The following is a 13510-nucleotide window of genomic DNA, read 5'->3' on the forward strand; positions in this document are numbered from 1 at the left end:
TATAATACCGCTACACTAAGTCTAACTTAACCGCTTCTTAATTGGGGCGGTTTTTTTAATTTGTTTTCTTTTAGATCTGAAAAAATAAGAACTAATTTATACATTAATTTATGGGGTGCCATGTAGATTTTTATCTTTTAAAAAGAGATATTTTAACGGCTAAGTTTATTGAACTAGAAAAAGAAGAAGATAAGTATACTTTTTTCAGAAACTATTTAATTGAGAAAAACATTAAAGAAGGGAATACATATTCTGCAACTGATGCAAGTATTATAGTTCAGAAAGTTAAAGAGAATACGTTATTATTGAATAGAGATGAATTAAGTGATATTAAAAATTATATTTATGAAGTAGCCATTGGCTACGGGCAAGGGTATAATCCAGAAGACGAGAGATTCGTAAAAAAAATGCATCAATTTGGTTTCGAATTAATACATGATATATCACATGGCTGTGCAAGTCTTTTTCTTATAAGTCTTGGTGATTCTGAATCATTAGATTATTCAAGTTGGAATTATGATGAAAGGGACAGAATGAACCTAGAAAGAGACGAGTTTACAAGAGAACTCGAATATATTATGCTTCTACATAGTAAGATACAACTTAATGAATGTGATAATCTTAATGAAAAAAACGAACTGATCATTACTATTGAAAATCTTGAAAAAAACGAGTTATTGAATAGTGTTGTAGAAAGTGATTTTGATTCTGCAATGAAAGACGAAAGGTTGATGAATAATAGTGAGTCTATATTATTTAATGCTGTAGAATTAAGTAGGAAAATTGAAAACATTAGGGGTGGAATCGTGATTTTTTATTCTTAATTGATATTTAGGAGTTAATTAAGGTAAGTCTTCAAATTAAACAAAACACATTGTTTAATTTATAACATTTTGTTATTTTTTGTGAAGCATGTTGTTTTCGTTTTTATTATAACTATTTTTGCAGAGTAAAATTAGATTAATAGCTATTTAAAAATATAAATAATGAGAATTGCAGTTGTAGGTGCTACCGGAATGGTTGGCGAAGTAATGCTTAAAGTTTTAGCAGAAAGAAATTTTCCTGTTACAGAATTAATCCCTGTTGCATCTGAAAGATCAGTAGGAAAAGAAATTGAATATAAAGGAACTAAATATAAAGTTGTTGGTTTACAGACTGCTGTAGATATGAAAGCTGATATCGCAGTTTTCTCTGCCGGAGGTGATACATCTTTAGAATGGGCTCCAAAATTTGCTGCTGCCGGAACAACTGTTATCGACAACTCTTCGGCATGGAGAATGGACCCAACTAAGAAATTAGTAGTTCCAGAAATCAATGCATCTGTATTAACAAAAGAAGATAAAATTATTGCAAACCCAAACTGCTCAACTATTCAAATGGTTTTGGCTTTGTCTCCTTTGCATAAAAAATACAACATTAAAAGAATCATCGTTTCTACTTACCAATCTATTACAGGAACTGGTGTAAAAGCAGTGAAACAATTAGAAAATGAGTACGCAGGAATTCAGGGTGATATGGCTTACAAATATCCAATTCACAGAAATGCAATTCCACACTGCGATAGTTTTGAAGAAAACGGATACACTAAAGAAGAAATGAAATTAGTGCGTGAAACTCAAAAAATTCTTGGTGATAACACAATCAGAGTTACAGCTACTGCAGTTCGTGTACCGGTTGTAGGCGGACATAGCGAAGCGGTAAATGTTGAGTTTACAAATGATTTTGAAGTAAATGAAGTTCGTGAAATTCTACACAATACTGATGGAGTAGTGGTGCAGGATAATTTAGATACATTTACTTACCCAATGCCATTATATGCAGAAGGTAAAAATGATGTTTTTGTTGGAAGAATCCGTCGTGACGAAAGCCAGCCAAACACATTAAATATGTGGATTGTTGCTGACAATTTAAGAAAAGGTGCTGCAACAAACACGATTCAAATCGCTGAATATTTAATTCAGGCAGGTTTGGTATAATTGAAAGATTAAAGAAAATTGTTATAAAGAAAAAGCCGTAATTGCAGTAATGTAATTACGGCTTTTTTGATATTTTAGAATTGGCTTATTTTAATAATTTTACGGTTTCTGTAGATACTTTATTAGATATTTAAATAAAAATAATCTTAAACAATTAAATAAATGAAACCTATAACTATATATGGATTTCAATGTTCAAAAAAAGATGAGAAGATAATCGTCAAAAGAATCAATGATTATCTGGCAGTTCAAGATAGAACAATGTCAAAAGCAAAGAACAAATCACTTCTTAATGCGCGATTGCCTTTAGTTTTAACTCATTTTTATTGGAATCTCAATAAAAGTAAAGGAACTTGGTTTGAAATTTTTCCAAATGAAGATGCGGAAGGCAAATATTATAATGAAAAAAATAAAGACTTTGCCTGGATTATAATAACTCGAATAGACTTAATGCATCCGATGTATGAGAAGTTCTCAACAGAATCATTTCTAACAGAAATTCTAAACGCAGCAGGTTTTGAATATTTTATTTTGGATGAAAAAGAAGAAGATTAACTAATATAACTCAATAAAAAAAGCGAGAACCAATTTGATTCTCGCTTTTATATTTTTAATATTCCGGAGCCAGTTCTAATTCGAGTCCTTCTAATTCTTCAGTAATTGGGATCTGACAGCCTAAACGACTGTTAGATTTAACATAAAACGCTTCCGAAAGCATAGCCTCTTCTTCATCCCCCATTTCTGGTAACGCAACATCATTTAGAACATAACACTGGCAGGAAGCACACATTGCCATTCCTCCGCAGGTTCCTTCAACAGGAAGTTCGTATGCTTTGCATAACTCCATTATATTCATTGCCATATCAGTCGGAGCCTGTAATTCGTGTATAACTCCTTCTCGATCTTTAATCTTTATTAATACATCCATTTATTATGGGAATTTATTGGTAGGATTTTATAACGTGAAAAAATCCTCGTATTTATACTAACTCGTAGGTTTTGTACTAAAAGCGTATTCTTTTCCGTTGCTTTCTTTAAGACGCATTTTTACGCCTAAAATACTATCGCTTTTCTCAAGAATTGTAATAACAGCAACTACTGAATAATAATCTCTGTCAGATTGAAAAATTAATGTGCCTTCGTAAGTAGAGTTTAAAACTCCTTGTTTGTCTGTCGTTGCAGAAACCTTTCTCGGATTAGAAAATTGGGCTGAGCTATATGTAGCTTTGTTTGCAAACTTTCCTTTTCCGTCAACAAAATCATATAAGAAATCATAATTCCCAATACTTAAAGTTCCAGGTACATCGGCAGGGTTAATTGAAAATACAATTTTACCTGAGTATGTAAAATCTGACCATTCTTCGGCTTCGCTTATCCAAGCTTTGTCAACAACAACTGTTTTATTTTGCGCATAAATGCCTGACGCAAAAAACACTAACAAAAATAGAGTGTAAAATTTCTTCATAAAATATAAGATTAAGGGTTATGTGACAAATTTAAGTTAAAAATGTAACAAATAGTTAACTAAAACTCTTAAATCTTTATATTGTTTTTTATGAAATCCTCAAAAAACCGTAATAATCGAGTTGGTTTATTGAATTTTTACAAATCTTTCTACTTAAAGGCTTATTATTCTTGTTAATTCAACCAATCAAAAACAGAAGCAAAAATATCTTTTTTATTACATGATATTTACCACAGTTTCAATTTGCGGTGCATATTTTTTTATAGTTGTTTCTACTCCGGCTTTAAGTGTCATCTGGTTTACGCTGCAGCTTATGCACGCGCCTTCCAGACGAACTTTTACATGTTTATCGTCATCTATAGAAATTAGCGAAATATCTCCGCCATCAGACTTTAAGAATGGCCTGATCTCGTCTAAGGCCAATAAAACATTATTTGTTAATTCTTCTGTTGTCATAATTAATGTGTCAATTGTGAAAATGTGTCAATTAGATAATCATCTAATTGTCGTATGATCTCATTCTAATTATTTAATTTTTTTTAACTGCAGAGCAGCCTGCCATTGTTGTAATTTTAATGGCTTCGGTAGCAGGAAGACTTTCGTTTCTGCTTACTACTTCCTGAACTACATTTCTTGTGATTTCTTCAAAAACAGCCTCAATAGGTGATGCAGTTTGTAAAGCTGCAGGGCGTCCATAATCTCCTGCTTCACGAATAGACTGTACAATTGGAACTTCTCCTAAAAATGGAACATCTAAATCTGCTGCAAGATTTTTTGCGCCTTCTTGTCCAAAGATATAATATTTATTATTTGGCAATTCTTCTGGTGTGAAGTAAGCCATATTTTCGATAATTCCCAAAACAGGAACATTAATATTATCCTGCATAAACATCGCAACTCCTTTTTTAGCATCGGCAAGAGCCACAGCTTGCGGTGTACTTACTACAACAGCTCCCGTAATAGGTAAAGACTGCATGATAGAAAGGTGAATATCTCCAGTTCCCGGAGGTAAATCAAGAAGCATGAAATCTAATTCTCCCCAGTCTGCATCAAAAATCATTTGATTTAATGCTTTTGCAGCCATTGGTCCTCTCCAGATTACTGCCTGGCTAGGTGCCGTGAAAAATCCAATAGAAAGCATTTTAATTTCATAACTTTCAATTGGTTTCATTTTAGATTTTCCGTCAACAGTAATCGAAACCGGTTTTTCGTTTTCAACATCAAACATAATTGGCATAGAAGGTCCGTAAATATCGGCATCTAAAACTCCAACTTTAAAACCCATTTTTGCAAGCGTAACGGCAAGATTTGCAGTAACAGTTGATTTTCCAACTCCTCCTTTTCCAGAAGCTACTGCAATAATATTTTTAATTCCCGGAATAGCACGACCTTTAATTTCGGCTTTCTCCGGAGTTTCAACTTTAATATTTACTTTAATTTTAGCATCAGCAGATATTAATTCGTGAATTGTTTTTTTAATATCATCTTCGGCTCTTTTTTTAATATGCATCGCTGGCGTATGCAATACTAAATCGACAACAACTTCGTCGCCAAAAGTAAGTACGTTAGCAACCGCACCGCTTTCGACCATATTTTTTCCTTCTCCCGCTATAGTGATTGTTTCTAAAGCTTTAAGAATTTCTTTTCTATCTAATTTCATTTTATTGTGCTATTATAGTATGGAAAGAAATCGATTTAAAATTCTATATTAATTTAAACTGATTTCAGACTGCAAAGATAACAGATTAAGTTCGGATTTAAACTCTTTTAAATTGTATTTATTGATATTGAGATTAGTCAAAATGATGAATCCTGATTTTTTAAAATTATTAAAATTCGAAAATTTGTTTTCAAACCTTATTCTGTATTAATTATAACGAATACTAAAATGTATGAAATTTACAGCAGTAAATGTAAGAATTGTCAAATATCTTGATTAAATTTGAGTGCCTTAAATCTAAGATTTCAAAATAGTACAAAAAAGTATGAAAACTTATTTTTGGAGGTTCTTTATGAGTTTTCGATATTTTTTAAATGATTTAATATTAAAAATTTAAACCTTAAAAATATGCGAAATTTTACTTCTCTTACTGTAATTATTGCTGCTTGTGGTTTTTTAATGTTTTCTATTAATGCGGCAAGCCATACATCGAAAATTAAAAATGAAAATTCTGAGTTTGAAAACATTTTTAAACTCAAAAACAAATTCGTTTTAGGAACAATTGATGCCGCTTCAATAAATAACTTTTATGCGAAGTATCCCAAACTAAAAAAATATCAAAAAGACGTTGAAGATCTTTATAAAAAGAAAGCATATAACACGATTTGGTATGATGATAAAAGTGTCAGCGAATTTGGTGCTTTATTATATCACAAAGTAAGTCTTTTAGAAGAGCAGGGAATTAATGCCGAAATGCCTTATATGGAATTGGTTGACAATGTTTTCAATGAAAATGTTTCAAATAAACTGCCGCAAATTGACACAGAATTGATGCTGTCTAACATGTATGTGTTTTATGCAAGCAATGTATATTCTGGAGTTGATGCGCAGACGCTGAAACAAATTGGCTGGTATCTTCCAACTAAAACTATTTCATACGATCGAATTCTGGATTCTTTAATGGGCGATCCAAACCGATTGAATAAGGATGAAAACCTTCTTTTTGGACAATATTATAAACTTCAGGATGTATTACAGAGATATCGAAATATTGAAAAAAAGGGTCTTTGGAAAAAAATTGAGATCGACGAAGCAAATTTCAAAGAATTAAAACCTTTAGACAGCGGAAAAGTGATCCAGCAAATTAGAGAACGTTTATTTGTGGTGGGTGATTTAAAAGAAGATTCTAAAAGCCAGTATTATGATCAGGAAATGATGGACGCGGCTTTAAAGTATAAAAAACGATACGGACTTAAATTGAATTATACTTTTACAAAAGAGCAAATTGACCAAATGAACGAACCAATTGGAAACAGAATCCGCACCATTATGCTGAATATGGAGCGCTGCAGATGGATTCCGACCAAACTGGCAAAAGCAGATGAATATGTAATGGTTAATATCCCGTCGTTTAGACTGGTTTATGTAAAGAATGGAAAATATGATTTGGTTTCGGATGTTTTTGTGGGAACACGAATGACAGAAACGGTGATTTTTAGCGGTAATATTGACCGAATTGTTTTTAGTCCGTATTGGTATGTTCCGGCGAGTATCATCAAAAATGAATTAAAACTCAAAATGGCCGAAGACAAAAATTATCTCGCCGATCATAATATGGAATGGAACGGAGGAAATGTGAGACAAAAACCGGGTCCGGACAATTCTTTAGGTTTAGTCAAATTTATGTTTCCAAATCCAAACGATATTTACCTGCACGATACACCTGCAAAAAGCTTGTTTGAATTTGAAAAACGTATTTTCAGCCACGGCTGTATTAACGTAAAAGATGCTAAACAACTCGCACTCGAAATTTTAAAAGACAATCCTGACTGGCCGGTTGATAAAATTAATCAGGCAATGAGCGGAGAGAAAGAAACGACCTGCATGCTCAAAAATAAAATCCCAATTTATATAGGATATTTTACGGCTTGGGTAAGTGATGACGGCGAAATTGGTTTTTATCCGGATGTTTATGACCGTGATAAACGTTTAGATAAACTGCTCTATTCTGATCAGGTTGCTTTAAAATAAAAAACAAATCCCCGTCAAGATTCTCATATCTGACGGGGATTCTTTTAAAAAAATGGTCTACAAGCTTATTCGTATTTTAAATATTTTAAAACGTCTATTTTGGTTACCTGATACGCTTTTGCCAAAACAATCAGCAAAGTCAAAACTAACAGCGAAACAAGCGCAATACTAAACGGAACGGGCGAAACATTAATTCTGAAAGCAAAATCCTCCAGCCATTTTTGCAATAAAATATAAGCTGGAACAATACCAATTGCAAATCCTGTTAAACAGAAAACAATGTATTGTTTTGATAATTCTTTCAGCAAAACATCTGTTTCTGCGCCAAGCGTTTTTCTAATCGCAATTTCTTTCAATCTTCTTTCCATCGAAAATGATGCCAAAGCAAACAATCCAAAAATAGCAATTGTGATTACAACCAGGTTCAGGATAAAAAATAAATCTTTTTGTTTGACTTGTTCTTCGTATGTTTTTGCAAAACCTTTGTTTACAAATTCAAAAAAGAAAGGATAGTCAGGGTTTACGTTTGCTTCCCAGTATGTTTTTAATTTATCTAATGTTTCGCTCAAATTATTTGGAGAAACCTTTACATATACATTTTGAAAGTTATTCCATTTTAAGGTTTTCATATTGATGAAAACCATTGGCGGAACCTTATCCTGCAGTCCTGTAATATGAAAATCCTTTACAATTCCAACGACTTTAAACTTTAGGTTTCCTTTTTCATTTCCCCAGCCCGAAGTTATCACTGTATTAATTGGATTTTTAAGCCCTAAAGTTTTAGCCAGAGTTTCATTTATAAGCCAGTTATCAATAGTATCCGAAGCAAATTTTGGTGACAAATCGCGGCCTTCAACCACTTTAATTTTCATCATTTTAAGGAAATCAAAATCCATTTCGACATTTCTTGGCTGAACAAATACACCATTATGTGTAAAACCTGAACTTGAATTCGTGCTGTTTCCAAAAGTACCTGCAAAAGTAGAAACTTCCTGAACACCTGGTATTTTAAGAATTTCTTGTTTTGTAAGCTGATATTTATCTCCTTTTTTATTGTAATCCTGATAGTTAAACGGAATTCTGATAACCTGATTTCCATTAAAGCCAAGATCTTTATTCATCATATAATCAACTTGAGAATTTACAATTAAAGCTCCAATAATAAAGAAAGCAGCGATTCCGAATTGAAAAATAAGCATCGAATTTCGAATCCAGATACCGCTTTTGCTTCTGGAGAAATTACCTTTTAATACTTTTAAGGTTTCAAAATTTGAGATATAAATGGCAGGGAATATACCCGCAAGAATGATTACTAATCCAAAAATCAAAATGAGCTGCAGGTAAAATTCACCGCCATTCATAGTCAGGGTTTTTCTTAAAAATGAATTATAATACGGAAGCGAAAGTTCAACAATTGCTAGAGCAAACAAAATTGACAGTGTTACAATTATTGCAGTTTCAAAAATAAATTGTGCAATAATTTGGTTTTTTGATGCACCCACAATTTTACGAACACCAACCTCTTTGGCACGTTTTATCGCAGAAGCTGTTGCAAGATTAATATAATTTACCAACGATAAAACCAAAATTAAAATTGATAAACCAGCCATAATATAAATTAGCTGTAAATTTCCTCTTCCTTCCGGAGAATTAGATCCAGAAGTTTTTGTACCATGCAAACGGGAAGTTTTTAACTGATCAAGAACAATTTTTAGTTCACCATTTTCTTTAATGTATTGCTCAACTGTCTGGCCGCTTTCTTTAGCATCTTTTAAAGTTCTGTTTACATAATTTACATGATGCATTTTCTTTAAAACGACATTAATATCGGTACCTTTTTTGATTTTAATCTTCAAACCATAACTGAAATTTCCCCAGCTGTTTATATCGTTTTCACGAATAATACCGCCAAAAACATAGTTAGGTTCAACAGAAGAAGGTCTTACAATACGATAAACAGATTTTACGATATAAGGTTTATCTCCGTAAGTAATAGATTTCCCGATAGGATCTTCATCTTTAAAAAGCAGTTTAGCCTGTTCCTCAGAAATAGCAACGCTGTTTTTCTCTTTTAAAATGTCTTTTTTAGCACCTTTTATAATAGGAAAAGGGTAAAAATCAAAAAAGTTATTATCAGATACCGTTATCTTTTTATCGATTAGTTTTTTATTCTGATATTTCACAACAGCCTCATTATACCAGTCGTTCATAAAGCAGATTTGTTCAATTTCAGGAATTGTAGCTTTACAGGTCTGTCCAAATGGTATCGAACTTGTTGCCCAGGTATCACCAGTTCCTCCTATTACATTAAGGACTTGGTATACGTTTTCCTTCTCAGGATTCCATTGATCGTAAGCGTGTTCATTATTCCAATATAAAATGGCAAAAATCACGCTGGCAACCCCAATGCTTAATCCTAAAACATTTAAAAGCGAAAACAATTTGCTTTGCCTCAAATGATAAATAAATATTTTAAACCAGTTAAAAATCATGGTATAAGTTTTATAATTACGTTAGTTATTTTTTTGGTCTAAAGGCTGGTTTTGCCTTTTATAGAAGAGTAAAAATTTTGCAAACAAATCCTACCAGAACTAAGATTGCAGTAATAACAAATTTTATCATTTTTTCGATTATTTAGCGTCCATAAAAACATCAACATTGCGTTGATTTAATTTTTCAGAGAATATAACACCGTCTTTCATATGAATCGTTCTTTGCGAAAAAGAAGCATCATAATCAGAGTGGGTAACCATCAAAATGGTAGCACCTTTAGCATGTAAATCAGTTAAAAGTTCCATTACCTCATTACCATTTTTACTGTCCAGATTTCCTGTTGGCTCATCGGCAAGGATAATTTTAGGATCATTAACCAAAGCTCTTGCAACCGCAACCCTTTGCTGCTGACCTCCTGAAAGCTGCTGTGGAAAATGTTTCAAACGGTGTGAAATATTTAGTTTTTCAGCAATAGCTTCTATTTTTTGTTTTCTGTCTGATGCTTTTACATTATTGTAAAGCAAAGGCAGTTCAATATTATCATAAACCGAAAGTTCATCGATCAAGTTGAAATTTTGAAAAATAAAACCAATGTTTTCTTTACGAACAGCAGCTCTTCCTTTCTCTTTTAAATTAATCATTTCCTGATCTAATAATTTATAACTTCCAGTAGAAGCGCTGTCTAAAAGCCCGATAATATTTAATAAAGTCGATTTCCCGCAGCCAGAAGGCCCCATAATTGTTAAAAAATCCCCTTTTTTAATTTCTACATTAATACCGCTTAAAGCAGCAGTTTCAACTTCTTCTGTTCTAAATACTTTGGTTAAATTTTGTATCGTTATCATATTTTAAAAGATTAGTTATTAATTACGTTTTTTGATTGATGATTGATGTTTTTATATTTTTTTGTTTCGCCACGAATTCCACGAATTTTCACGAATTAATTTTTCGTAATGCGTATAATAATTAGTGCAAATTAGTGAAATTCGTGGCAGACTTTTTTTATTAAACCGCGACTGAACACTAAAATCTGAACACTAAAAACCTGAACACTGATTACTTAAAAATTACTGCGATTGAATCGAAAGTTCCTCAATATCCTTATAATCTGAATAAGAAGAAATAATCACAGATTCGCCTTCTTTTAAACCTTCCAGAACCTCATAATACGAAGGGTTTTCTCTTCCTAATTTTATATTTCTTCTTTCGGCTTTATTTCCTTTTACTACAAAAATCCATTTTCCTGCAGTTTCCTGATTAAAACTTCCTTTTTGTACAACTAGTATTTTATTTTTCTCAGATAAAACCAACTTCACGCCAAAACTTAAACCATCTTGTAAAGCAATATCTTCTTTAGAAACAAAAGCTAATTCTACAATAAAATGCCCGTTTTTAACCTCTGGAATTACTTTAGTAACAACAACTTCCAGTGTTTTTCCTTTAAATTCAACCTGGCCTTTTAAACCTTCGCGAATTTTCTCCAAATAAAACTCATCAACATCGGCAGATAATTTATACCCTTTTTTAGAGTCGATTTTTCCGATGCTTTCTCCAGCCTGAAACGTCTTTCCTAAAACCGGTTCAAAAGAAGTCAATCGGCCAGATTCCGGAGCAGTAATCAAAAAATTCTTTTTGTTATTTCTTAAAATCTCCAAACTCATTTCCATGGTTTGAATCGAACGGTTAATTTGAGAAATCTGCAATTGATTTGATTGTTTTTCTTTTTGAATGCTTTGCTGAATCGTTTTTTTACGCTCTTCCTGAAAACGAAGACTTTCCTTAAAAGTATTCCAGTCATTTTTTGAAATCACGTCTTTAGCAAACAATTTTGCATTCAAATCATACAATCTTTTAGCATCATTATAATCATGTTCGATTAAAACATAATCTTTAGTCAAGTTCAATTCCTGATTTCTAATGTTTAGTTTTCCCGTATTTAAATTGTTGATTTGCTCGATAATAGCAGTTTCCTGAGTCAAATAATTCAATTCTGTATTTGGATTGTATAAACGAGCCAGCGATTGTCCTTTTGTAACCATTGCACCGTTTTCTACAAAAATCTCTTTTACAGACCCTCCTTCTGTAACGTTTACAAGCATTACGTTCAACGGTTCAACTTTTGCCTGAAAAACCACAAAATCTTCAAAAAAAGCTTTTTCAGCTTTATGGATCGAAAGTTCCTCGGCTTTTACATTTAAACTTCTTTTTGAATTAAAAGAAAAAAAGAGAATTGCGGCCAAAACTAAAAAAACTCCAATTGCTATTGTGAGATATCTAAATTTTCTATTTTTACGAGGAATTATCGTGTCCATTTTTTAAATAATTTACTGATAATCAATAGGTAAATACTGTGCCATAAAATTTATTTTTTGCAAAGCCCTGATTTTAAAGAGGCTTTAAAAAACATCCAAAAACAGAGTGTTCGATAATGAACAGTTGACCGTTCAAAATCGGACAAAAAAATACCAGCATGAGAAAAAAACAAGCCCAAATATTAATTGTTGACGATCAGGAAGAAATTCTTTTTTCGGCAAAAATGATTCTCAAAAAACATTTTGAAACGATTTTTACGACAAACAGTCCCAAAAAAATCATTTCAATTTTGAGTGAAAACGAAATAAATGTCGTTTTGCTGGATATGAATTATAGAATTGGTTTTGAAGACGGGCGAGAAGGAATTCATTGGCTGAAAGAAATAAAAACACTTTCGCCCAATACAATCGTGATTTTGATGACTGCTTTTGGAAAAATTGATACAGCCGTTGAAGGAATAAAAATTGGCGCTTTTGATTATGTTTTAAAACCCTGGCACAACGAAAAATTACTTGAAATAATTGATAAGGCTGTCGCCGAAAGCCGAAAAAACAGTAAAAAACAAGTTGTTGAAAAAACAGAAAAAAGATATTTTGTCGGCACATCCCAAAAAATAAAACAAGCCTATTCTATTGCCGAGAAAGTAGCAAAAACCGATGCAAACGTTTTAATTTTAGGTGAAAACGGAACCGGAAAATATGTTTTTGCGGAGTTTATCTATCAAAATTCGGCACGAAAAAAAGAACCTTTTATTCATGTAGATTTAGGCTCTTTAAGTGATAATTTATTCGAAAGCGAACTTTTTGGATATGCAAAAGGCGCTTTTACAGATGCCAAAACCGATACGCCCGGAAGGTTTGAAATGGCGCAAAACGGAACTATTTTTCTGGATGAAATTGGGAATATTCCGCTTCATCTGCAGTCAAAATTATTGCATGTTCTGCAGACTAAAACTGTTACACGTTTAGGCGAAAGCAAACCAAGACCTTTAAATGTCCGAATAATTTCGGCAACAAATAATGATATCAAAGCTGAGGTAAAAAGTAAAACTTTTAGAGAAGATTTGCTGTACAGAATTAATACAATGGAAATAAATCTGCCTTCACTTCGCGAAAGAAAAGATGATATAGTTCCGATGGCAAATTTTATTCTTGAAAATATTGCCGAAAAATACAATCATGGTCCCGAAGCTTCGGGATGGCATTTTGAAGAAAATGTCGCACCATATTTAGAAAAATATCCATGGAAAGGAAATGTCCGCGAAATGGAAAACAAAATTGAACGCGCCCTTATTTTAGCCGAAAACAACACGATTTCTGTAACCGATTTAGATATTCTTGATTTTGAAGAAATTCAGGAAAATGATGATAATCCATTATCAGAAATGGAAAAAACAGCAATCGAAAAAGCGCTTTTTAAACATCACGGAAACATCTCAAAAACCGCCGAAGAATTAGGTTTATCAAGAGCCGCTTTATACAGAAGAATAGAAAAATACGATTTAAAAAACTAAGATAATTTTGGCCACAGATTACACAGATTAAAAGGATTTTATTTGATATAATTCTCTCG

General features: G+C 32.3%; 12 protein-coding genes. 5 read left to right on the forward strand and 7 right to left on the reverse strand.

Translation table 11 applies throughout. The features are described 5' to 3' along the window. Positions 1-110: 110 nt before the first annotated feature. The 3 genes from J2Y38_RS05510 (at position 111) to J2Y38_RS05520 (ending at position 2531) form a co-directional block, all read left to right on the forward strand. Positions 111-824, forward strand: a complete 714-nt coding sequence (locus J2Y38_RS05510) for a hypothetical protein (RefSeq protein WP_309840423.1) — start codon at positions 111-113, stop codon at positions 822-824. A 162-nt stretch (positions 825-986) separates the two neighbouring features. Further along, the gene (locus J2Y38_RS05515; RefSeq protein WP_309840424.1) at positions 987-1976 is read left to right on the forward strand and encodes an aspartate-semialdehyde dehydrogenase; all 990 of its coding nucleotides are present in this window, start codon (positions 987-989) and stop codon (positions 1974-1976) included. A gap of 162 nt (positions 1977-2138) precedes the next feature. Further along, complete coding sequence (locus tag J2Y38_RS05520) at positions 2139-2531, forward strand: hypothetical protein (protein WP_309840425.1); 393 nt, start codon at positions 2139-2141, stop codon at positions 2529-2531. Between the two features lie 55 nt (positions 2532-2586). Here the strand turns inward: J2Y38_RS05520 and J2Y38_RS05525 are convergent, their stop codons facing one another. The 4 genes from J2Y38_RS05525 to J2Y38_RS05540 form a co-directional block, all read right to left on the reverse strand. Beyond that, positions 2587-2904 (reverse strand): 2Fe-2S iron-sulfur cluster-binding protein, encoded by a 318-nt coding sequence (locus J2Y38_RS05525; RefSeq protein WP_012023404.1) that lies wholly within the window; start codon positions 2902-2904, stop codon positions 2587-2589. A 57-nt stretch (positions 2905-2961) separates the two neighbouring features. After that, positions 2962-3441, reverse strand: a complete 480-nt coding sequence (locus J2Y38_RS05530) for a hypothetical protein (protein WP_309840428.1) — start codon at positions 3439-3441, stop codon at positions 2962-2964. 216 nt (positions 3442-3657) lie between these two features. Further along, on the reverse strand, positions 3658-3897 hold the full coding sequence (locus tag J2Y38_RS05535) for a NifU family protein (protein ID WP_053469915.1): 240 nt from the start codon (positions 3895-3897) through the stop codon (positions 3658-3660). Between the two features lie 73 nt (positions 3898-3970). After that, positions 3971-5101: an Mrp/NBP35 family ATP-binding protein gene (locus J2Y38_RS05540; RefSeq protein WP_309840430.1), complete on the reverse strand. Its 1131-nt coding sequence runs from the start codon at positions 5099-5101 to the stop codon at positions 3971-3973. Between the two features lie 408 nt (positions 5102-5509). Between J2Y38_RS05540 and J2Y38_RS05545 the strand changes: the two genes are divergently transcribed. After that, entirely contained in the window at positions 5510-7132 is a 1623-nt protein-coding gene (locus J2Y38_RS05545) for a L,D-transpeptidase family protein (RefSeq protein ID WP_309840431.1), read from the forward strand. Between the two features lie 65 nt (positions 7133-7197). On the opposite strand, the gene J2Y38_RS05550 is transcribed toward J2Y38_RS05545, so the two are convergent. The 3 genes from J2Y38_RS05550 to J2Y38_RS05560 form a co-directional block, all read right to left on the reverse strand. Next, positions 7198-9624, reverse strand: a complete 2427-nt coding sequence (locus J2Y38_RS05550) for an ABC transporter permease (RefSeq protein WP_309840432.1) — start codon at positions 9622-9624, stop codon at positions 7198-7200. A 138-nt stretch (positions 9625-9762) separates the two neighbouring features. After that, positions 9763-10470 carry an ABC transporter ATP-binding protein gene (locus tag J2Y38_RS05555; protein ID WP_291151322.1) on the reverse strand — a complete coding sequence of 236 codons (708 nt, stop codon included), beginning with the start codon at positions 10468-10470 and terminating at the stop codon, positions 9763-9765. Positions 10471-10692: 222 nt separating this feature from the next. Beyond that, positions 10693-11937 carry an HlyD family efflux transporter periplasmic adaptor subunit gene (locus tag J2Y38_RS05560; RefSeq protein WP_309840435.1) on the reverse strand — a complete coding sequence of 415 codons (1245 nt, stop codon included), beginning with the start codon at positions 11935-11937 and terminating at the stop codon, positions 10693-10695. Positions 11938-12095: 158 nt separating this feature from the next. On the opposite strand from J2Y38_RS05560, the gene J2Y38_RS05565 reads away from it, so the two are divergent. Continuing rightward, positions 12096-13451 carry a sigma-54 dependent transcriptional regulator gene (locus J2Y38_RS05565; protein ID WP_309840437.1) on the forward strand — a complete coding sequence of 452 codons (1356 nt, stop codon included), beginning with the start codon at positions 12096-12098 and terminating at the stop codon, positions 13449-13451. The last annotated feature ends 59 nt before the right edge of the window (positions 13452-13510 follow it).

Origin of the sequence: Flavobacterium sp. 2755, from assembly GCF_031455715.1 — a bacterium.
In the GTDB taxonomy this organism is placed as follows: Bacteria; Bacteroidota; Bacteroidia; order Flavobacteriales; family Flavobacteriaceae; genus Flavobacterium.